The sequence below is a fragment of the Sulfuriferula multivorans genome (assembly GCF_003851125.1).
GTDB classification, from domain to species: Bacteria; Pseudomonadota; Gammaproteobacteria; order Burkholderiales; family Sulfuriferulaceae; genus Sulfuriferula; species Sulfuriferula multivorans.
On the sequence record NZ_BGOW01000014.1, the window covers coordinates 156,179 to 177,476 of the forward strand.

Sequence of the window (21,298 nt, forward strand, 5' to 3'; positions counted from 1 at the left end):
AATGTCTCTGTTAATTACGGATGAATGCATCAATTGTGACGTGTGTGAGCCGGAGTGCCCCAATGAGGCGATCTATCAGGGCGACAGCATTTACGAAATCGACCCGAACAAATGCACCGAGTGTGTTGGACATTACGACGCGCCTCAATGTGTGGAGGTATGCCCGGTGGACTGTATCCCGCTGGGGATTGAGGAAACTCAGGAGCAGTTAATGGATCGTTATCTGTTATTGACGGGACGCCAGGCGTCGGCTTGAGATGGCCTCCCAAATAAAAAGCCCCGCTTGCGGGGCTTTTTATTTGGCGATAGAAGCCAAGTTCAGGCTACAGCAGCGCTGACTTCAGTCAGGCCTGGGTTGAGCACCGTCGTGACATGTGACTGCATCCCATCCAGCTCGTCCAGTTGTCTGCGCAGGGTGACCTGCATCTGCTGCAGTTCGGCGATACGGTCTTCCAGCGTGTCGGTGGCCTTATGGATGCGCTTGATGCTTTCCAGCCGACGACGCAGCTGCATCTGGTGTTCGCGGACTTGCGTTTCCATGGGGGCCATCACTGCCTTGAGCCAGTTGTCGGCTTCGCGATTGGCTACTTCATAAATATTGACCACGCGGCTTGCCAGCGTCTCGAAGAATTTGGTGGTCAGCGTGTACTGCTCGTTGGTCAGCATGTTGATCAAGGTGTTGAAATGCTCGTTGTAGCTTTTTTCCAGGCGCTCCATTTCCTTTTTATATTTGAAAGTGGAGTAGTTCGGCGGAGTGATTTCGATCAGGCCATGTTCCTCGTTGAACTTCTTGTACATCGCCGTCATCATGGATTTGATTTCTTCGATCTGTTCCGCTGAGTGGGTAATATTAGCGTCCACATGGATGAAGAAAGCACTCATCGCCTCGCGCAGGCCTTTGGTGAAGCGGCTGTTTTCCATGGCAATGCGGGTTTCACGGACCTCGCTCTTGATGCGATCCATACCCAGATAATCGAACAGTGCATTGGATTGCTGCGAGAACACGCTGCGCAGCGCCTGGAACTGCTGCAGGCCTTTTTCAAAGTGGGTTTTTTCTTCCTCCACTTTGGTCATCATATGCTGCACGACTTCTTCGTTTTTGCCGCGCAGGCCGGTCAGTTCACCCAGCTGTTCGTTGATATTGGTCATCCGCGCAGTGAGCAAGGCGCGCGTGCCGGACATCAGGTCCTGCATTTCGTTTTCGGTATTGTCGCGCACGATTTCGCGTTTGGACGGGATCAGCTCATCGCTTAACGCTCGTTCAAATTCGCTCAGACGGCTTTTGGCCAGCAGGGCTGCATCGCCATTAACCTTGGCAAGCAGGCCCTTCTGGGCGGAGATTGGATAAATCTGGGAGGCATCCAGCCCCAGCAGGTTGGCGCAGCTGTTGATCTGGCTGGTGAGTTCCTGCTCGATCGCATCGGCCTGTTTGAGATCGTCCCACAGCCCATCGATCTTGTTGAGCACAACCAGCCGCCCTTTATTGCGGCTGTGCAGCGTGGCAATATGGTCGCGCCACACTTCGATATCGGATTTGGTCACGCCGGTATCCGCGGCAAGAATGAACACGATGGCGTGGGCGTTGGGCAGCAGGTTGAGGGTAAGTTCCGGTTCGGTACCGATGGCGTTCAGTCCCGGCGTGTCGAGGATGACCAGGCCTTTTTTCAGCAGCGGATGCGGAAAGTTGATGATGGCGTGACGCCAGCGCGGAATTTCCACACGGCCATCCGCATCCACGGTGAGCAGGGCATCCACATCTCCTTCGTGATAAAGGCCGTATTTTGTCGCTTCATCCTTGGAGACCTTGCGGGTTTCACCAACTTGCAGCATGGCCGCAGTCATTGCGTCAGCCGAATCAACATTCAACGGCGTGGTGATCCATTCCTCCGGATAGCGTTTGTACTCGGCGGTGGTCACGCTGCTGCCGCGGGTCTCGATGGGCAACAGCTGGATTGAGGGCGGCCGTTCCGGGTCGTAGAGCAGTTCGGTCGGGCACATGGTGGTACGCCCGGCTGTAGAAGGCAGGAGCCGCTGCTTGTAGTCGGCAAAGAAGATCGCGTTGATCAATTCTGACTTGCCGCGCGAAAATTCGGCGACAAAAGCCACATTCAGCTTGTCCTCGGCCAGCCGGTCCAGCAGATGCTGCAAGCGCAGATCAATCTGGCCATCGTTGATTTCCTGTTCGCTGAGCCAATCGTGGTAACCCGCGATGCTCTGGGCCAGACGTTCGCGCCAGGAACTGTAATGCTCGAACTGTTCGACCAGGGTATTGTTGGACATGGTGCGCTCTCCTGAATGGGCGTTTTTGTATTTTGCCGGGTCATTATCGGCCAAATATTTAGCCGCTTCAATGGTTTGTAAATTTATCCATGAATAAAGCATAGCAAAGCCCATGCCTGGTCAAGTCTGGCAACACGGACAGTAAAATGTGGAGCGTTGCCCCTGGCGTATTTGTTTGATGGAACTGCTGCATACCCGGCATGATTCTCCAGCTCGTCCATACACCGTGTATTGTTGCTGGAAATAGCCAGCCTCGCCTGCGCTGTTGACGAAATCGCGCAGCGTGCTGCCGCCAGCCTCAATTGCACGTGCCAGGATCGTGCGGATGGCCGCTGTCAGCCTGGCATAACGGGCCAGCGAGAGCCGCCCGGCAGGCATGGTGGGACGGATGCCGGCGAGGAACAGCGCCTCGTTGGCATAAATATTTCCCACCCCCGCCACCACATGGCTATCCATCAGAAACGTTTTGATGGGTACTTTGCGCCCGCGTGAATAACCATGCAGGTAGGTCTCATCGAACATTTCCGACAAGGGTTCCGGCCCCAGATTCTCCAGCAGGGGGTGACGTAAAACGTCGCTTTGCGTCCACAATACGGCACCAAAGCGGCGCGGGTCGCGCAGGCGGATACAGGTGTCATTATCGAGCACCAGATCAATATGGTCATGAACGCCTGCCGGGGAATTGCTGTCCATGATACGCAGGCTGCCCGACATACCCAGATGCAGGATGATGGCGCCATGCTGCAGCGTCATGATCAGGTATTTGGCACGCCGGCTCAGGTTCAGAATAGGCTGTCCGGCGACTTGTTGCGCGAGGTCGGCGGGTACCGGCCAGCGTAATTGTGTGTTGCGCACCAAGGCTGTAACGATGTTGCGCCCAACGCAATGCGGGGCCAGCCCGCGACAGGTGGTTTCAACTTCCGGAAGCTCGGGCATGAATGAAAGCAAGCGTTACCATGAAAAAACAGCAGTGCATGGAGTGATTGGATAATTTTTCAAGTTTAACGCGAAATTTCGATTTTTGGCGCCTCTCTTGATGGATGGGCTGCATTATTAACAAATCAGATGAAAGGAGAAAATCATGCGCATGTTGCACACCATGCTGCGCGTCGGTGAACTGGAACGTTCGATCCGTTTTTACACCGAAGTGCTGGGAATGAAATTGTTACGCCGCAACGATTACCCGGAAGGCCGGTTTACCCTGGCGTTTGTCGGCTACGGCGATGAGTCGGACCATACCGTGCTGGAACTCACGCACAACTGGGACACACCCGCCTACGATCTGGGAAACGGTTTTGGCCATATCGCCGTGGAAGTGGATGATGCCTATCAGGCCTGCGCCGAGGTCAAACGCTTGGGCGGCACGGTCAGCCGCGAAGCCGGGCCGATGAAGCATGGCAGCACGGTGATCGCATTTGTGGAAGATCCGGACGGTTACAAGATCGAATTCATTCAGAAAAAATCCTGATTCAGCAGGAGGGCTGTAACAAGCTGAATGGCTGCGACGGGTAGTCGCGGAGAGGGTGCCTTTGTCCGCGCTTGTGCAAACCAGTCATGAGGTCACGAAGGTGTGGGTGTGCGTCGTATCACGTCGCAATCGCTTTGCAGGTGCTGGCCGCCGTCCACGGTAAGGAGTTGGCCGGTAATCCAGCGCTGTTGCAACAAAAACAGCACGGCGCTGGCAATATCGTTTGGGGCGAGTCCCGCGCCCAGAGGAAACGCAGCTTGCGCAGTATGGAAGTCAGCGTCCGTCTGCCCCCCGCTGGGCAGGGTCAGCCCGGGCGCTACGCCATTCACGCGTAGCTGCGGTGCCAGCGCCTGCGCCAGAAACGGGATGCTGGCAGCGAGGTTGAGTTTGCTCAGGGTATAGGCGTAATGATCCGGGTTGAGGCGTTGCACTTTTTGATCCACCAGCGCCACAAACGCGCCGCGTTGTGCGGCATCGGCGCATTGCAGCCAGGCGCTGGCGGCGGCGACAAAACTGTCGTAATTGATGCGGCGGTGCGCTTCGATGGCTGCCCATGAACTGGTGGCGGCGGTGTCGTGCTCAAACAGGGAGGCAGCGTGTACCAGCGCTTGCGGCAGACGTCCGCAGCGCGCACGCAGACTTGGCCAGAGTTCAAACCACACTGCGGGATCGGCAATATCTTGCTGGATGATGTGCACGGGCTGACCTGTTGCGGCCAATGCGTTGAGTGCAACACTGGGGTGACGCACCAATGCAAGAATTTCCCAGTTGTTTTCCAGCAGTGTGCGGGTAATAGCCAGTCCGAGGCGCTTGCCCGCCCCGGTGACCACGGCCAGAGGAGGCTGCGTGCTCATGCTGCGCCCCGGCTGGCGCGCAACTGCTGGTAATCAGCGCGCGTTACGCGCATGCCTACGCCTACCGCATTGGCTTGCGCGATGACAGTGGGTTTGAGGATTTCCACATCGACCCGCGTGACGCGGGCATCGGCAAAGCAGAATTCCACCACATCGAACAGCAGGGTTTCCACCAGTTCGGTATGCGGGCGGTCTTTCCAGGCGCGGACGAAATCACACATGAGCGTGTAGTCGAGACACTCTCCGATGTCGTGCGGGCGATACGGCAGCGTGGCCTCGGCTTCCACGTTGACAATCACCGTCTGCGGCGTCTGGTATTCAAAATCGCAGATACCGACATACATTTCCACCGCAATGCCACGGGCGATCATGCGCAGCGACATATCTTCAACTGCCTATTTGATGACGACCTTGGTGGGGCCGTCTATGGCTTCCAGCGCCGTTTTGGCATCGCTGCCATCGATCACCGCGCGGATGCCGGGCAGGTAGCGGTTGGCACATTCCATGGCGAATACCAGCAGGGTTTTCACCATCGCTTCAGTCAGCGCGCCGCCGCTGACATCGATGCTGTTCTTGAAATTCATTTCACCGTCGTTCATGTCGATTTCCCAGTTGCCCAAGGGCAGGCCGTAGTTGGCGCGGGTGAGGAATTCGGCCATGGCCGGGATGCGTTCGATCGGCACCAGCATGTCCTGCGGGCGCGCATAAACGAAGACGCGTTCGGCATCCTCATGCGCATGGATGAAAATATTCAGCTTGCCGTTCTCGATTTCCACCGGCAGGTTGACGACAGGCAGGTTGGGTACGCGGGTGGCAGGCAGCTGCATGTGTTCCAGGCAGGCCTGGACGATATCTATCAGGTTCATTTGACTTCCTTACCATGTAAATAATTGGCGATGCATACGAAATCTTCTACTGCGAGCGTCTCGGCGCGACGGCCCGGGTCGATACCGATTTGTTCAAATCCGGCCGCGGACAACATGCCGCCCAGCGTGTTGCGCAAGGTTTTGCGACGCTGGCTGAAAGCGCTGGCCACCACTTTTTCCAGCAATTCGATGCTGGCTGCTGCCATCATGTCCGGCGCGCGTGGCAGCATGCGCACGATCGCGGAATTGACCTTGGGCGGCGGGTCGAAAGCATCCGGCGGCACGTCGAACAATGCTTCCATGTCAAAGCGGTATTGCAACATCACGGTGAGGCGGCCAAAGTCGTGGGTGCCGGGACTGGCAGTCATGCGCTCGACCACTTCTTTTTGCAGCATGAAGTGCATGTCGACAATATGGGGCGCGAATTCTGCCAGGTGAAATAGCAGTGGCGTAGAAATATTGTAGGGCAGGTTGCCGACGATGCGCAGCTTTTCACCCAGGCTGGCGAAGTCAAACGCCAATGCGTCGCCGGCATGGATGGACACGCGTTCCGGAACATGCTCGCGCGCCAGCCTGGTAATGATGTCGCGGTCGAGTTCGACCACATGCAGATGATCCAGATGCGCCAGCAAGGGTCGCGTCAGCGCGCCCAGGCCAGGACCGATTTCCACCATGTTGTCAGTACGCTGCGGACGGATGGCATGAACGATCGCGGCGATGATGTCGGGGTCGCGAAGGAAATGCTGACCGAAGCGTTTGCGCGGGATATGTCGGGACATGCCGGTGTGCCTAGCTGGCCTGGCTGTGCGCCACCAGCTGAGCCGCAAGATCCAGCGCCGCTTGCAGACTGCCGGAATGGACTTGCCCGCTGCCCGCCAGGTCGAGTGCGGTCCCGTGATCAACCGAGGTGCGGATGATGGGCAGGCCAAGGGTGATATTCACCCCGCCACCAAAGCTGGCGTATTTGAGCACCGGCAAGCCCTGGTCGTGATACATCGCCAGCACGCAATCAGCATCCACCAGGCGCGCCGGATTAAATAGCGTATCGGCGGGCAAGGGGCCGGTCAGGCGCATACCTTGTGCGCGTAACTCATCCAGTACCGGATTGATGATGCCGATTTCTTCATGCCCGAGGTAGCCGGATTCTCCCGCGTGCGGATTGAGTCCGGCGACCAGGATATGCGGTTGTACGATGCCGAAACGCCGGACCAGATCATGGTGCAGGATATGCAATGTGGTGGTAAGTGATTCGCGGGTAATGGCGGCGGCGACTTGCGCGAGCGGCAGGTGAGTGGTGGCGAGCGCGACGCGCATGCCACCGCCAGCCAGCAGCATTACCACGTGCGGGGTATCGGTTTCTTCGGCAAGAAACTCGGTATGGCCGGTAAAGGGGATGCCGCCGTCATTGATGACGGCCTTGTTGACGGGCGCGGTGACCATGGCGGCGAATTCGCCATCCATACAGCCTTGTACCGCAAGTTTCAGGGTTTGCAGCACATAATGGCCATTGGCCGGGTTAAGCAGCCCAGGGGTGGTATGCGCATGCTGCGGTTCATGCAGAACGGTAAGCGTTCCGGCTGCATGGCTGACCGGCGTACTGCCATAGTGCTGCAGCGCCAGCGGCAGGCCAAGCATGGCGGCACGCTGCGCCAGCAGATCGTGATCGGCAATGACCACCCAGGCTTGTTCCCGTGACTGCTGGGCCAGCATCACGCACAGGTCGGGACCAATGCCGGCGGGTTCGCCCGCGGTGATGGCGAGGATGGGCGCAGTCACGGCCTGAATTATTCCGCGTTACGGTATTCGACGTAAGCGCTGTCGCGCAGCTGGCGCAGCCATTCTTCCTGCGCTTCCTCGATCTTGCGCTGGCGCAGCGCCTGGCGCGCCAGCAGGCGTTGGCGTTCCTTGGTGACATCCTGATCGCGTCGTGCCAGCACCTCGATCAGATGGAAACCGAACGGTGATTGCACTGGTTGGCTGATTTCGCCGGGTTTCAGCGCATTCATCGCGTGTTCGAATTCTGGCACAGTTTCGCCGGGCGACACCCAGCCCAGATCGCCCCCCTTGGCAGCCGAGCTGTCGTCCGAGTACTGGCGTGCCATATCTGCGAATTTGGCGCCATTGAGCAGGCGTTCACGAATTTGCAGCAAGCGGTTTTTGGCGTCGGTTGCCGATACCAGTTCGTTGGTCTTGATCAGAATGTGGCGTACATGAGTCTGCTGGACCACCATTTTGGAGTTCTGCCCGCGCTTGTCGACCAGTTTGAGGATATGAAAGCCATTGCTGCTGCGGATAATGTCGGATACCTGGCCGGGCTGCATCTTGGCCAGAATATCGGCAAACACGGTGGGTAATTGCGAACCGCGCCGCCAGCCTACATTACCGCCATCCAGCGCATTGGAGGCGTCGGAATAACTGGCTGACAGCTGGGCGAAATCAGCGCCTTTCCTGAGTTCGTCGAGCACCTTCTGGGCACGAGCGCGCTGCTTCTGAATTTGCTCTGTGGTGGCGGCCTCGGGAATGCGAATGAGGATGTGGTCAAAGTTGTACTCGTCCTCCTGACCTTGTTTGGCCTGGTTTTCCAGATACGCATCGACCTCGGCTTCAGTGACGTTGACTTTGCTGTCCACATCACGTTCGTGCAGACGCTGCAGGATGATTTCATCGCGGATGTCGTTGCGGAATTTGTTGAACGCCATGCCTTCCTTGGCCAGGGCGGCGCGGAACTGTTCCAGGTTCATGTTGTTCTGGGCGGCGATGCGGTTCAGTGCTTTATCCAGTGTAGGCCCGTCCACGCGGATACCGGTCTGGTTGGCATATTGCAACTGGATACGGTCGTTGATCATGCGTTCCAGCAGCTGTTTTTCCAGCACCGCACGCGATGGCAGCGGTATTTTGCGTGCCTTCAATTGCTGTACGGCGCGATCGTAGTGCTCATCGAGATCGTAACGAGTAATGACGTCATCGTTGACCACGGCGACGATGCTGTCGAGCGGCTTGATAGGCGGCGCAGCGTGCTTGGCTGTAGAGCCACTGGGTGTGCCGGATGCTGGTTGGGCAGCGTCGTCTTGCGCCGCATGGACCGCGCCCGGTAACAAAGCGGCAAGCAGGGTAATGACGTGCAGGATGCGATTAAGGGTTTTGAAGTTCATTGGTATTCACGTAGCCGGAAATGCTTTGTTTGAGGACATCGAGCGGATTAGAGCCGAGTCGGCCAATACCGTTCAATTCGAGCTGGATGAAAAAAGAATTGCTGGCACTGCCAGTGGCGGTGGCAATGCGCTGCAGTACGCCGCGGATTGCCCAGCAGCCGGCATTGTATTCCAGCCCCGCCAAACCTTGCACCAGGCGGCCATCCACAAAAGAATAATTATAACGCATCAGGCCATACCAGCGCGGTGCAAGGGGCCATTGCGCGGAGATGTCCACCTGTCGGATGGTATCGAGATTGGATGCTCCCAGGCTGTTATAGGTGCCGCGAATACTACGATAGCTCAGATTGAGTGTTTTCCCCGGCTCCGGATGATAGTTCGCAGAGATGCTGTTGCGGATACTTTCGCCCAGACCCGTATTGAATTGTACCGCCGCCTCGGCGCGCCACGCCTGGCTGAGCTGGCCGCCGATACTGGCGAGTACGTCGGAAGATGTGCTATTGCTGGGTGTGCCCCCGGGCAACACGACTTTCTGGGGAGCGAAATAAAAACGCTGGCCCAGCGAAACGCGCAGGCGTTCCAGGCCGCTTTCAGGCTCGATCAGGCGGGAGGTCACTGCCGTAGTGAGCTGGTTGGCGTCATTGATGCGGTCGCCACCGGCGAAGCGGTTTTCGGTGAACATCTGGGCAAAATTGAAATCGACCTCGCCGCTGTCGAAATTGGGAATCTGGCTCTGGTCGCGATAGGGGATGTAAACATAAAAAATTCGCGGTTCCAGCGTTTGATGGTAATTGTGGCCAAACAGCGTGGTAGTGCGGTCCATGTAAAAGCCGCTATCCACGCTGGTGATCGGCAAGGTGCGCACGGTATTCGGCAGCGTGCTCGAATCCAGATAGTAATTGGTCTGGCTCACGCCGAATTTGGGAGTGAGGTAGGCGAAATCATTCGCCATCGGCAGGCTGAAGCTGGGGTAAGCCGATACCCGTGTACCGGTGACCAGGGTTGGATGGTCGAAGTGCACGGCTTCGCCGGCGAAACTGAAATCCACGCCGTGCCAGTCGTAGAGATTGGCGTTAAGGGTGAGCTGGGGCAGCACATTATAGGGCGGCACGATGGGCGCCAGCGGATCCTGCAGGGTCTGGAATTTTTGCGCGCGGATACCGGCGTTCCACCAGCCCGCGCTGTAGTTGATGCTGCCATCCTGCGACAGGTTGGTAATCGAAGTGGTGTTGATCTGATTGGACAAGTCCCGGTAATAGTTGTTGTCGGAGACCCGCTCATAATGCAGGTGGCCGCTCCATCCCGGAGCGAAAGTCTGGTCGTGGTTGACAAACACGCTCCAGCGATTGGTTTTGGTGGCCTGGTCAGCCAGAAACTCACCATTGAGTAAGCCGCGATAACTTTCACCCAGATAACGGAACTCTCCGCCCAGCTGCAGCCCGCGTTTGCTCATGATGCGCGGACTGATGGTGGCGTCGTAATTCGGTGCGATGTTCCAGTAATACGGAAGGCGAAACTCCAGGCCGCTACTACCCGTGGTGCCGAAGGTGGGCGCGAGCAGGCCTGATTTACGCTGGTTATTGAGCGGGAAATCTATGAATGGCGTATACAGAATGGGCACGCCCTTGAATTCCAGATAAGCATTGCGTGCAGTACCCACCTCACGCCCCCGATCGATGTTCAGATCCTTGACGTGCAGATACCAGTCATCATTATTGACCGGGCAGGTCGTATAAGTAGCGTCTTTGAGACGGTACTGGTTTTTCCCCTCAAAATCCAGCACTCGCGCCTCGCCGCGCGCCTTGCGAGTCAATGCGGTGGCCTGGGTATGCGTAATCAGATCGCTCAGGCTGTATACCGGCTGTTGCATCTGCCCCACCTGATCGGTCAGGCGCAGACGCAGTTCCGGGCCGCGCACATTCAGTCCCGGTTGCTCTAGTGTGACATCGCCAGTGGCGTAGGCCTGGTCGGTATCAAATGTGTATTGCAGGTAATCGCTGGTCAACACGCCGTCGTTGCGTTGCAACTCAACGTGGCCTTTAGCTTTCACTTGCTGGTTTGCAATGCCTTCTATCTGGTCGGCATGCAGGTACAGCGGGGCGTCTTCGGTTTTTTGTGGGGGGAGGACTGAACTGGTTTGCTCAGCAGGTGGATCTTCTGCCAGCGCGATATCGCAAAACAGCATCAGGCAGGCAGCTAGGTAACATTTGAATTGGGATGGCGGCATGGGGTCTGGTCAGCGAATAATGCTAGAATCGTGGCTCAATATATATCATCGTCCGGAGATCGTTTGGAACGTCAACACCGCATTCAGGCTTGGCTGGAGAACCTGTTTCCAGAACAGGCCATCCGTCTTGCACCCGCTTCTGCGGATGCCAGTTTTCGGCGCTATTTCCGCGCCGTATTGTCGAATGGCGACCATTATATCGTTATGGACGCGCCACCGCAGTATGAAGATTGCCATTCTTTCATCGCGATAGCCGAACTGTTTGGCGCGGCGGGCGCCAATACCCCTAAAGTGCTGGCGCAGGATCTGGTTCAGGGTTTCCTGTTATTGACCGATCTGGGCGATGTCACTTACTTGTCGGTACTCAACGCAGATAATGCCGGCCCGCTTTATAACGATGCGCTGGATGCGTTGGTCAGTATTCAGCGCAGTAGTCGCCCCGGAGTGCTGCCGGATTATGATCGTGTTCTGCTGGAGCGTGAATTGCGGCTGTTTCCGGAATGGTACATCACGCGTCATCTGGGAGTGGAATTGAATGCGCAGCAGGCGCAAACGCTGGATACGGTATTTGAGGCCATCCTCGCCAACAATCTGGCGCAGGCCCAGGTGTTCGTGCATCGCGATTACCACAGTCGCAATCTGATGGTGAGCGAACCCAATCCCGGCGTGCTGGATTTTCAGGATGCCGTCTACGGCCCGGTGACTTACGATCTGGCGTCGCTGTTCAAGGATGCCTATATTTGCTGGGATGAAGAAATCATGCTGGATTGGGTGATTCGCTATTGGGAAAAAGCGCGGCGCGCCGGGTTGCCGGTGAATGCCGACTTCGGCGCGTTTTACCGCGATTTCGAATGGATGGGCGTGCAGCGTCATCTCAAGGTTTTGGGTATTTTCGCGCGCCTGTATCATCGCGATGGCAAAACCGGATATCTCAAGGATATGCCGTTGGTGATGGCGTATCTGCGCAGTGCCTGTGCCCGTTATCGCGAGCTCGAACCATTGTTGCAATTGCTCGATACATTACAGGGGCAAGCCCCCGAATCCGCCGGATATACTTTTTGAACAGCGCCATGATTCTGGCAGCCGGGCGTGGCGAACGCATGCGCCCGCTTACCGATCACACCCCCAAGCCGCTGCTGATGGCGGGGGGGAAACCGTTGATCGTGTGGCATCTGGAAAAACTGGCTGACGCCGGATTTACTGACGTGGTCATCAACCATGCACACCTGGGCGAGCAGATTGAGGCGATGCTGGGCAATGGCAACGCCTTTGGTGTACGCATCAGTTACTCGCACGAGGCGCAGGCGCTGGAGACCGCTGGCGGCATAGTCAATGCCCTGCGTATGCTTTACGATGCACCGTTCCTGGTAGTCAATGCGGATATCTGGACCGACTACGATTTTCGCAAGCTCCTGCCGCGCCTCGATGCCATGAGGACTCATCGTGTGGCTGAGTGCCTGGCGCATCTGGTAATGGTGGATAACCCGCCGCAACACAGCCGCGGTGATTTTGCCTTGTCTGCCAATACCGTACACAGCGACGGTAATGCCCTGCTGACTTTCAGCGGCATCGGCATTTACCGGCCAGCGTTGTTTGCGGGCATGACGCCTGGCCAACCAGCCAAGCTCGCCCCATTGTTGCGCTGGGCGATGCAACGCGAGCAAGTCAGCGGTGAATATTACGCCGGACGCTGGCGCGACATCGGCACGCCGGAGCGCCTGGCGGAATTGAATCGCGAGCTGTTGGGATCAGCATGAATACTGACGAAGTGCGCCAGGCAGTCACCATCGACCCGGTCTGGGTCGCGGAACTCCGCGCCCAATGGACGGCTCTGATGGAATTGGCAGTATGGGGTGAAGTGAAATCCTCGCGCATGGGCGCGGCGACACGAATGCGCAAGCGCTTGCTGGATGTGGGCGAAAAGCTGCGTTCACTGGCCGCTGATCGCGACTGGATTCCGCATCCGCGCGAACAGGTGAAAAATGCGCTAGGCTCTGCTTTCAGCCTGAAAGATGCCTTGTTGCAGTTTGAGCGCGCCGCGCAGGACATGGACGGCGGCAACGACAGCGCTGTGTTTGGCGAACTGGCGGTCCAGTTGCACCAATCCCTGCTGACGCGGCTTCCAGAGCTGGAAAATATCTGGGCAGCCTTGCTCGATTCACAATATCTCGATGAAGAATCCGATGACTAACACGACTCCCTTTAGCGCACGCCGTAGCCGACTGATGCAACAAATGGGCACTGGTGTTGCAGTGCTCGCTACTGCACCGGAGCAACTGCGTAATCGCGACAGCCATTATCCGTATCGCTTTGACAGCCATTTTTACTACCTCACCGGATTCGGCGAGCCGGAGGCCGTCGTCGTGTTGCTGGCGGCCACGCAACGCACGGTACTGTTCTGCCGCGACAAGGATATGGAGCGCGAAATTTGGGATGGTTTCCGTTACGGACCGGAGGTGGCGCGCACTGCTTTCCATTTCGACGAAGCCTATTCCATCAGCGAGCTCGACACACGCCTGTCCGGCCTGCTGGCCGATCAGCCCACGCTGCATTATGCGCTCGGACAGGATGCTGCGTGGGATGCGCGCGTGCTGGGCTGGCTCAACAGCGTGCGCGAGCAGGCGCGCAGTGGCGTGACCGCACCCGGCAGTTTGCGCGATGTACGCGAGCTGGTGGACGAGATGCGCCTGTTCAAAGACGATGCGGAGCAGGCTATCATGCGCAGCGCTGCCGCGATTTCCTGTGCGGCGCATCGCCGCGCCATGCAGGCGACTGCACCGGGACGTTACGAGTACGAGGTCGAAGCAGAACTGTTGCACCACTTCCGCGCCCATGGCAGCCAGGCGCCGGCCTACACTTCGATAGTCGCCGGGGGTGCCAATGCCTGCGTGCTGCACTATGTGGGCAATAATGCCCAGCTGCATGCAGGAGATTTGCTATTGATCGATGCCGGCTGCGAACTCGATGGCTATGCGTCCGACATCACCCGTACCTTCCCGGTCAGTGGCAGCTTCAGCGCCGCGCAAAAGGACGTGTACGAAATGGTGCTGGCCGCGCAATACGCCGCGCTGGATGCGGTACAACCCGGCAATCACTGGAACCAGCCGCACGAAGCGGCGCTGCGTGTGCTGGCGCAGGGCATGATTGATCTGGGGCTGTGTACCGGCAGCGTCGATAGCGTGCTGGAATCCGGCGACTACCGGCGTTTTTACATGCACCGTACCGGCCACTGGCTCGGGCTGGACGTGCACGATGCGGGCAGCTACAAAAGCGAAGGCAGCTGGCGCGCATTGCAGCCCGGCATGGCCCTCACCATCGAGCCAGGCTGTTACATCCGCCCTGCCGACAACGTGCCGGAGGCTCTGTGGAATATCGGTATCCGCATTGAAGACGACGTGCTGGTAACGCCCAGCGGCTGCGAGGTGATCACCGCCGCCGCACCCAAAACCGTGGCCGAGATCGAGGCTGTAATGCGCCATGCGTGAACACAGCGACATCGTCATCGTCGGCGGCGGCCCGGTGGGCACCACGCTGGCGCTGCTGCTGGCGGATGGCGATTTCTCAGTCCAATTGCTGGAAGCGCGCGCCGATCTCACCCGCCCGGCACATCGCCGCACCCTGGCGCTGTCATACGGCAGCCGTCTGATCCTGGAACGGCTCGGGGTCTGGTCCGACCTCAGCGAAGTGACGCCAATCACCACCATACACATCTCGCAGCGCGGCGGCCTGGGCATGGCGTGGCTGCGCGCAACGGAAGAAAAACTGCCGGCACTGGGTTATGTGGTGGACTATGCCGAACTCGATGCGGCCTTGCACGCGCGCCTGCGCGTCAGCGGGGCAGCCGTGGTGAGCGGTGCGCGCGTGGACGAAGTACGCGCCGCCAGCGGTTATGCCATGCTGAAAGTCAGCCGTGCGGGTGACGTTACGCCGGTTACCGCACGCCTCGCGGTGGTGGCCGACGGCGGTGCCGGTGCAGCGCAGCGGGTGAGCCGCGACTACGACCAGAATGCGCTGATTGCTGCAGTGACCACCGAATTGCCTCATAACGGTTGCGCTTATGAGCGCTTCACCCCCGACGGCCCTGCCGCGTTGTTGCCGCAGGGCGCGGGTTTTGCGCTGGTATGGACCGCCAGCCCGGCGCGCGTGCAAGCCCTGCGGGCACTGCCGGATGCGGAATTTCTGCACGCCCTGCATCAACATTTCGGCGACCGCGTGGGCCAGTTTCTAAGCGTTGCGCAACGCGCGAGTTTCCCGCTGGGATTGCGCTACGCCGCCCAGACTACGCGCCCGCACACAGTGCTGATCGGCAACGCCGCCCAAATGTTGCACCCGGTAGCGGGGCAGGGTTTCAATCTTGGGTTGCGCGATGCCTGGGAACTGGCTGCCCGGATACGCACCAGCACGCGTGAAACACTGGGCGATGCAGGCATGCTTGCCATGTACAGGAATGCGCGGCGGCTGGATACGCGCGGCGGGATTTTCTTCACCGATCTGCTGGTGCGCCTGTTTTCCAACGACAACACACTGCTGCACCATGGCCGCAGCGTTGGCCTGGCGGCGTTGCAGGCGCTGCCGCCGGTCAAGCGCTTCGTGGCGCGGCGCATGATCTTCGGAGCACGCGGATGAACCTGAAAACAGCCATTGGCCACAGAGCGCACAGAGACCACCGAGAAAAAGCAAGGTATGGGTGGTTTTTGCCGACACACTTATCAGAAAAAAAACGATCTTCCTTAAAACCCGCGCCCGTTCTGTGTTCTCTGTGGCTGCAACAGGTTTTTCCAGGATGACCGCCGCGGCCTACGACATCATCGTGGTCGGCGCCGGCATCGTCGGTGCTACATTCAGTGCTGCGCTGAAAGGAAGCGGGCTCGAGGTGGCGCTGGTGGAACCGCATCCGCCGGCTGTACCGACGCCGGAATGGGACGCGCGCATTTATGCCATCAGTCCCGGCAGTGCGCGTTTTCTTGACGAGTTGGGTGTGTGGCAAGGTTTCGATGCGGCGCGTATCGCCCCGGTATACGGCATGGAAATCAGCGGCGACACCGGTGCTCAACTTGAGTTTGATGCCTATGCGGCAGGTTTGCCGCAACTCGCCTGGATCATGGAGAGCAATCGCATCCAGCATGGTTTGTGGACTGCATTGCAGCAGCAATCCAATCTGACGCTGTTTGCCGGTGCCCGCTGTGCCGAACTGGACTGGTCGGCCGCGGGAGCGCGGCTGGCGCTTGCAGACGGCACGGTTTTGCAGAGCCAGCTCATTGTAGCGGCGGATGGCGGGAATTCATGGGTGCGCCAGCAGGCGGATATCGGGGTCACCCGACGTAATTATGGACAACTGGGTGTCGTCGCCAATTTTGAATGTAGCCGTTCCCACGCCAATATCGCGCGTCAGTGGTTCCGCCCTGGCGGCGTGCTGGCCTGGCTGCCATTGCCTGGCCGGCGTTTTTCCATGGTGTGGTCAACCGCCGAGGCGCACGCGCAGACCTTGCTGGCATTGCCGGGTGCCGAACTGGCCGAACGTGTGGCGCAGGCTGGCGGCCATACGCTGGGCAAGCTTGATTTGTTGGGCGCGCCGGCTGCTTTCCCGTTGGCGCTCAGCCGTATGGATGCGCTGGTCAAGCCCGGTCTTGCACTGATCGGTGATGCCGCTCACGGTGTGCATCCGCTGGCCGGGCAGGGCGTTAATCTGGGTTTGCGCGATGCGCGCGAGCTGGCGCAAGTGCTACGCGCACGCGGTGCGGCAAGCTGTGGCGAACTGCCGTTGCTGCGCCGTTACGAGCGCGCGCGCAAGGAAGACATTCTCACCATGCAGGGCGTGACCGACGGTCTGCATACGCTGTTTGGCAGCACCCAACCGGGATTGGCCCGGTTGCGCAATACCGGGCTCGACCTCACTAATCGGCTGGGTTTGATCAAAAACCTGTTGATACAACACGCGCTGGTCTGAGCCATTTACTTTCAAAATTCTGGAGCAAACATGTTTAAACGTATTCTGTTGTCCACCGTACTTCTGATCAGTGTGCTGGCGTGTACGGCCAACGCGGATGAGACGGCCATCAAGAAAACCCTGCTGGAAAAATTTCCCGGCGCAGCCATCGCCAGTATTACCAAAACCCCGTATTCCGGGTTGTACGAAGTGCTGATTGACGGCCAGATCGCCTATACCGATGAAAATGCCCATTATCTGTTTGTGGGCAGTGTGGTGGACCTCAAAACCCGCCAGAATCTGACCAATGAGCGCCTGGACAAGCTCAATGCCGTCAAGTTCGATAGCCTGCCCTTCGCTGACGCAATCAAAACCGTAAAGGGTAACGGCAAACGTAAACTGGCGATTTTTTCCGATCCGGATTGCCCCTATTGCAGGAAGCTGGAGCAGGAGTTGACCAAGGTCAGCAATGTCACCATCTATACTTTTCTTTATCCCATCGTCAGCCTGCATCCGGATGCCAATGCCAATGCCAAAGCCATCTGGTGTGCACCGGATCGCAACAAGGCCTGGGATGATGCCATGCTGCGCGGCGTGATGCCGAAAAACAACGGCAGCTGCAAAAATCCGGTCGAGTCCAATATCGCGCTCGGCAACAAATACCGCGTCACCGGCACCCCCACGCTGATTTTTGAAAACGGTCAGCGCGTTCCGGGCATGGTACCGGCGGACAAGATTAACGAGATGCTGGATGCGGCAGGAAAGGAAAAATAATGGCGACATTCTGGGATGAACGTTACGCGGTCGAAGGGTATGTTTTCGGCACTGCACCCAATGTTTTTTTAGCGTCGCACGCTGCGCGCCTGGATGCCGGCCAGTCCGCACTGGCTGTGGCCGACGGCGAAGGACGCAATGGTGTGTGGCTGGCGCAACAGGGTTTACAGGTACTGTCAGTGGACAGTTCCGGCGTGGCGCAGGCCAAGGCCAGAAAACTGGCAGATGAACGCGGCGTGACGCTGCAGTTTGAAACCGCCGACATGCTGGCGTGGGATTGGGGCGATGCGCGTTTCGACGTCATCGTCGCCATTTTCATCCAGTTCGCAGATCCGGCCGGACGCGCATGCCAGTTCGAAGGCATCCGGCGCGCACTCAAGCCGGGCGGTTTGTTGCTCTTGCAGGGCTATACGCCGCGCCAACTGGAATACAAGACCGGCGGGCCGTCAGCCCTGGAAAACCTTTACACCGAGCCGATGCTGCGCGAATGGTTTGGCGACTGGGATATTCAGCATTTGTGCGAGCACGATGAGGTCATCAACGAGGGCAGCCATCATTCCGGGATGTCGGCGTTGATAGATATGGTGGCGTATAAGCCTGCAACAAGCAGTTAATCGCCAAACAGCCGCGCCAGTTCCACCCCCGGGTCTGCGGCGCGCATGAATGCCTCGCCCACCAGAAACGCGTTGACGCCATGTGCGCGCATCAGCGCTACATCATCGCGACTGTGGATGCCGCTCTCGGTTACGGCGATGTGCTGATCTTCCAGCATGCCCAGCAGATCGAGCGTGGTCTGCAATGAGGTTTCAAAAGTGCGCAGGTTGCGGTTGTTGATGCCCTGCAGCGGGGTGGCGAGTTGCAGCGCCCGTTCCAGTTCGGTGGCGTTGTGCGATTCCACCAGCACCGCCATGCCGAGCTCCTTCGCAATGCCTTCCATATTTTGCATCTCGGACAGACTCAACGCTGCCACGATGAGCAGGATACAGTCGGCGCCCATGGCGCGCGCTTCATACATCTGGTAAGGATCGATCATGAAATCCTTGCGCAATACCGGCAGCTTGCACGCGTTACGCGCTTCGATCAGATAGTCCGCACTGCCCTGGAAATACTGCATGTCCGTGAGCACCGACAAACACGCCGCACCATGCCGGGCGTAACTGGCTGCGATTGCTGCGGGCTGAAAATCGTCGCGCAGCAGCCCTTTGGAGGGGCTGGCTTTCTTGATCTCGGCGATCACCGCAGCTTGCCCAGTCTCCATCCGGCCGCGCATCGCGCCGATGAAATCACGTGCAGGTGCAGTGTCGCGGGCAGCGGCTTGAACTTCAGCCAGGCTGGAACGAATAAGGGCCGCGCTGATTTCTTCACGCTTGGTGGTGAGGATACGATTGAGAATGTCTGACATGTCAGGCGGGCCGTTGCGTAAACGCGATGAGTTGATCGAGCTTGGCGCGTGCGGCGCCCGAGGTGATTTGCTGACGCGCCAGAGAAATCCCGTCTGCCAGCGTGGCCGTCAACCCGGCGACATAAATTGCCGCACCCGCATTGATTGCCACAATGTCGGTAGCTGCAACGTGGCGATTTTCCAGCGCTGCCAGCAGCATCGCCTTGGCCTCGGCCACACTGTGCACCGCCAGATCCGCGGCATCGCAACGTGCGCAACCGAATTCTTCGGGCGTAACGGTATATTCACGAATCGCACCCTCCTTCAACTCTGCGATGAAGGTCGCACTACCCAGGCTGATTTCGTCCATGCCGTCGGCGGCATGCACCACCATTACATGCCGGCTACCGAGAGTTTTCAGAACCTGGGCGAGCTTGCCGGTGAGATCGCGCGCGAATACGCCCATCACCTGATTCGGCGCCCCGGCAGGGTTGGTCAGCGGCCCCAGCAGGTTGAACAGGGTGCGCACACCCAGTTCGCGCCGCACCGGGGCAGCGTGTTTCATCGCGCTGTGGTGATTGGGCGCGAACATGAAGCCCACGCCGATTTCGCGTACCGCCTGCGCCACTCTGTCCGGGGTGAGATTCACGTTCACTCCCAGAGCTTCCAGCACATCCGCGCTGCCCGAAGTGGACGACACCGAGCGCCCGCCGTGCTTGGCGACTTTGGCCCCGGCTGCGGCAGCTACCAAAGCAGCAGCAGTGGAGATGTTGAAAGTGTGTGCACCGTCGCCGCCGGTGCCGCAGGTATCCACCAGATGCGCGACATCAGTGAGAGGCACTTTGGTAGATAACTCGCGCATGACTTCTGCGGCAGCAGCGATTTCGGACACGCTCTCACCCTTGCAACGCAGCGCCACCAGCAAGCCGGCGATCTGTACGGGAGCGAGTTCTCCGCCCATGATGGCGCGCATCAACGCCAGCATATCCTCGTGTTCGAGGTCGCGTTTTTCCAGCAGATGATTCAGCGCCTCGCGCGGGTTCATCATGCGCTTTTTCCCTTGGCCGGAGAGGCAGGAAATTCGGACAGGAAATTCGCCAGCATCTCATGCCCGTATTCGGTGAGGATGGATTCGGGGTGGAACTGCACGCCTTCGATGGGCAAGGTTTTGTGACGCACTCCCATGATCTCGCCGTCCTCGGTCCAGGCAGTAATTTCCAGACAGTCGGGCAGGCTGTCGCGCTCGATCACCAGCGAGTGGTAACGTGTGGCGCGAAACGGATTGGGTAATCCATGAAACACACCCACATCTTTGTGATGAATCATCGAGGTCTTGCCGTGCATCAACTGTTTGGCGTGGACAATCTTGCCACCGAATGCCTGGCCGATACTCTGATGGCCGAGGCACACGCCGAGCAGCGGGGTTTTCCCGGCAAACGCCTTGATCAGCGGCACTGATACGCCTGCTTCATTGGGTGTGCACGGTCCCGGAGAAATCACGATATGGTCGGGCTGCAGAGCGGCAATCGCGGCAAGGTCGATTTCGTCGTTGCGGAATACCCGCACGTCCTCACCCAGTTCGCCAAAATACTGCACCAGATTGTAGGTGAAGGAATCGTAGTTATCGATCATCAATAGCATGTCGTCACCAACTCATCGAGGTTCATGAATTCCGCATGTGAATACCGCTGATTGATATCAGGCGATATTCGCGTGGGTATTTTGCCGGCCTGGCGGCATCAGAGAACTTGAGATTATCCCTTGCCTGCCGGGTGCAGACAAGAAAAATGAAAAGAACCGCAAAAACGCGGCAACCAAGGTAAGTCTGTTCAGTTGCCGAGTAGTCTGGGATGGTTTGGATAAACGACGGGATCCATTTATTACCCGGTAAATAATCCGGATCGAATCCTATCGCATCCATTTTCTGCGAATGAAATGGTCAATCGACAATTTCCCCGGCCCATGCAGCAGGAATATCAACAGGAACATCCCCCAATAAAGGTGCAGTTCGCGGCCTGCGTCGGAGAGGTCCGGATAAGAGGTAGCCGCCACTATGTTGAGTATGAATAATGCGGCGGTCCCGAACCGGGAGGCTAAACCAAGCGCCAGCATGACTGCGCCACCGAGTTCGACCATGGTTGCCGAGGTGGCCGCCATCTCGGGAGACAGAACCGGTACACTATAAAGATTGGTGAATAGATAGACGGTGCTGTCCCAATTGGCGATTTTCGTTAATCCGGATTTCCAGAAAATATTGGCGATATACAGGCGGATGACCAGATCAGCGACAGGGCTGATATCTTCCAGTCGGAGTATGGCGAATTTTGCCATGTGTAGTAGCTTGCGGATCACGCTCACGAGTCTCTCCTT

General features: G+C 58.2%; 23 protein-coding genes. 10 read left to right on the forward strand and 13 right to left on the reverse strand.

The genetic code is table 11. The annotated features are described in order from the left end of the window. Nucleotide 1: 1 nt before the first annotated feature. On the forward strand, nucleotides 2–256 hold the full coding sequence (locus tag EI185_RS08060; RefSeq protein ID WP_124704615.1) for a YfhL family 4Fe-4S dicluster ferredoxin: 255 nt from the start codon (nucleotides 2–4) through the stop codon (nucleotides 254–256). Nucleotides 257–318: 62 nt separating this feature from the next. On the opposite strand, the gene EI185_RS08065 is transcribed toward EI185_RS08060, so the two are convergent. After that, entirely contained in the window at nucleotides 319–2,280 is a 1,962-nt protein-coding gene (locus EI185_RS08065; protein ID WP_124704616.1) for a dynamin family protein, read from the reverse strand. A 120-nt stretch (nucleotides 2,281–2,400) separates the two neighbouring features. After that, the gene (mutM, locus tag EI185_RS08070; protein ID WP_124704617.1) at nucleotides 2,401–3,216 is read right to left on the reverse strand and encodes a bifunctional DNA-formamidopyrimidine glycosylase/DNA-(apurinic or apyrimidinic site) lyase; all 816 of its coding nucleotides are present in this window, start codon (nucleotides 3,214–3,216) and stop codon (nucleotides 2,401–2,403) included. A gap of 145 nt (nucleotides 3,217–3,361) precedes the next feature. On the opposite strand from mutM, the gene gloA reads away from it, so the two are divergent. Continuing rightward, nucleotides 3,362–3,748, forward strand: a complete 387-nt coding sequence (gene gloA / locus EI185_RS08075) for a lactoylglutathione lyase (protein ID WP_124704618.1) — start codon at nucleotides 3,362–3,364, stop codon at nucleotides 3,746–3,748. A gap of 92 nt (nucleotides 3,749–3,840) precedes the next feature. Here gloA and EI185_RS08080 read toward each other — a convergent pair whose 3' ends face one another. Genes EI185_RS08080 through EI185_RS08110 form a run of 7 tightly spaced genes read right to left on the reverse strand, consistent with a single transcriptional unit; the run spans nucleotide 3,841 to nucleotide 10,847 of the window. Then, a complete protein-coding gene (locus EI185_RS08080; protein WP_124704619.1) occupies nucleotides 3,841–4,602 on the reverse strand; it encodes an SDR family oxidoreductase in 762 nt (253 codons plus the stop codon). Continuing rightward, the gene (locus EI185_RS08085; protein ID WP_124704620.1) at nucleotides 4,599–4,985 is read right to left on the reverse strand and encodes a dihydroneopterin aldolase; all 387 of its coding nucleotides are present in this window, start codon (nucleotides 4,983–4,985) and stop codon (nucleotides 4,599–4,601) included. Before EI185_RS08085 ends, EI185_RS08080 begins: the two co-directional genes overlap by 4 nt. A gap of 12 nt (nucleotides 4,986–4,997) precedes the next feature. Continuing rightward, on the reverse strand, nucleotides 4,998–5,468 hold the full coding sequence (locus EI185_RS08090) for a YbjN domain-containing protein (protein ID WP_124704621.1): 471 nt from the start codon (nucleotides 5,466–5,468) through the stop codon (nucleotides 4,998–5,000). Then, nucleotides 5,465–6,247, reverse strand: a complete 783-nt coding sequence (gene rsmA, locus EI185_RS08095; protein ID WP_124704622.1) for a 16S rRNA (adenine(1518)-N(6)/adenine(1519)-N(6))-dimethyltransferase RsmA — start codon at nucleotides 6,245–6,247, stop codon at nucleotides 5,465–5,467. Before rsmA ends, EI185_RS08090 begins: the two co-directional genes overlap by 4 nt. Nucleotides 6,248–6,257: 10 nt before the next feature. Next, entirely contained in the window at nucleotides 6,258–7,244 is a 987-nt protein-coding gene (gene pdxA, locus EI185_RS08100) for a 4-hydroxythreonine-4-phosphate dehydrogenase PdxA (RefSeq protein ID WP_124704623.1), read from the reverse strand. Nucleotides 7,245–7,252: 8 nt separating this feature from the next. Next, nucleotides 7,253–8,620, reverse strand: coding sequence for a peptidylprolyl isomerase (locus tag EI185_RS08105; protein WP_124704624.1), 1,368 nt, complete (start codon nucleotides 8,618–8,620; stop codon nucleotides 7,253–7,255). Then, entirely contained in the window at nucleotides 8,601–10,847 is a 2,247-nt protein-coding gene (locus EI185_RS08110; RefSeq protein WP_124704625.1) for an LPS-assembly protein LptD, read from the reverse strand. Before EI185_RS08110 ends, EI185_RS08105 begins: the two co-directional genes overlap by 20 nt. A 63-nt stretch (nucleotides 10,848–10,910) precedes the next feature. On the opposite strand from EI185_RS08110, the gene EI185_RS08115 reads away from it, so the two are divergent. The 8 genes from EI185_RS08115 to EI185_RS08150 all read left to right on the forward strand — a co-directional run bounded on the left by EI185_RS08115 (nucleotide 10,911) and on the right by EI185_RS08150 (nucleotide 18,161). Next, a complete protein-coding gene (locus tag EI185_RS08115; protein ID WP_189836334.1) occupies nucleotides 10,911–11,909 on the forward strand; it encodes an aminoglycoside phosphotransferase family protein in 999 nt (332 codons plus the stop codon). Between the two features lie 8 nt (nucleotides 11,910–11,917). After that, nucleotides 11,918–12,604, forward strand: coding sequence for an N-acetylmuramate alpha-1-phosphate uridylyltransferase MurU (gene murU / locus EI185_RS08120; protein ID WP_124704679.1), 687 nt, complete (start codon nucleotides 11,918–11,920; stop codon nucleotides 12,602–12,604). Beyond that, complete coding sequence (locus tag EI185_RS08125; RefSeq protein ID WP_124704627.1) at nucleotides 12,601–13,038, forward strand: hypothetical protein; 438 nt, start codon at nucleotides 12,601–12,603, stop codon at nucleotides 13,036–13,038. Before murU ends, EI185_RS08125 begins: the two co-directional genes overlap by 4 nt. Next, a complete protein-coding gene (locus EI185_RS08130) occupies nucleotides 13,031–14,332 on the forward strand; it encodes an aminopeptidase P N-terminal domain-containing protein (RefSeq protein WP_124704628.1) in 1,302 nt (433 codons plus the stop codon). The genes EI185_RS08125 and EI185_RS08130 overlap by 8 nt, the downstream gene beginning before the upstream one ends. Then, on the forward strand, nucleotides 14,325–15,473 hold the full coding sequence (locus EI185_RS08135; protein WP_124704629.1) for an FAD-dependent monooxygenase: 1,149 nt from the start codon (nucleotides 14,325–14,327) through the stop codon (nucleotides 15,471–15,473). The genes EI185_RS08130 and EI185_RS08135 overlap by 8 nt, the downstream gene beginning before the upstream one ends. Before the next feature lie 157 nt (nucleotides 15,474–15,630). Beyond that, on the forward strand, nucleotides 15,631–16,794 hold the full coding sequence (locus tag EI185_RS08140; RefSeq protein ID WP_124704630.1) for a UbiH/UbiF family hydroxylase: 1,164 nt from the start codon (nucleotides 15,631–15,633) through the stop codon (nucleotides 16,792–16,794). Between the two features lie 30 nt (nucleotides 16,795–16,824). Next, complete coding sequence (locus EI185_RS08145) at nucleotides 16,825–17,547, forward strand: DsbC family protein (protein ID WP_124704631.1); 723 nt, start codon at nucleotides 16,825–16,827, stop codon at nucleotides 17,545–17,547. Continuing rightward, nucleotides 17,547–18,161 carry an SAM-dependent methyltransferase gene (locus EI185_RS08150; RefSeq protein WP_124704632.1) on the forward strand — a complete coding sequence of 205 codons (615 nt, stop codon included), beginning with the start codon at nucleotides 17,547–17,549 and terminating at the stop codon, nucleotides 18,159–18,161. The genes EI185_RS08145 and EI185_RS08150 overlap by 1 nt, the downstream gene beginning before the upstream one ends. Here EI185_RS08150 and trpC read toward each other — a convergent pair. From trpC to EI185_RS08175, 4 genes are all read right to left on the reverse strand, one after another. Continuing rightward, a complete protein-coding gene (gene trpC, locus EI185_RS08155; protein ID WP_124704633.1) occupies nucleotides 18,158–18,949 on the reverse strand; it encodes an indole-3-glycerol phosphate synthase TrpC in 792 nt (263 codons plus the stop codon). The two genes, EI185_RS08150 and trpC, sit on opposite strands and share 4 nt — an antisense overlap. A 1-nt stretch (nucleotide 18,950) precedes the next feature. Then, complete coding sequence (gene trpD / locus EI185_RS08160; RefSeq protein ID WP_124704634.1) at nucleotides 18,951–19,976, reverse strand: anthranilate phosphoribosyltransferase; 1,026 nt, start codon at nucleotides 19,974–19,976, stop codon at nucleotides 18,951–18,953. After that, complete coding sequence (locus EI185_RS08165) at nucleotides 19,973–20,569, reverse strand: anthranilate synthase component II (RefSeq protein WP_124704635.1); 597 nt, start codon at nucleotides 20,567–20,569, stop codon at nucleotides 19,973–19,975. The genes trpD and EI185_RS08165 overlap by 4 nt, the downstream gene beginning before the upstream one ends. A gap of 267 nt (nucleotides 20,570–20,836) precedes the next feature. Continuing rightward, nucleotides 20,837–21,286: a DoxX family protein gene (locus EI185_RS08175; RefSeq protein ID WP_223247743.1), complete on the reverse strand. Its 450-nt coding sequence runs from the start codon at nucleotides 21,284–21,286 to the stop codon at nucleotides 20,837–20,839. Nucleotides 21,287–21,298 lie beyond the last annotated feature (12 nt).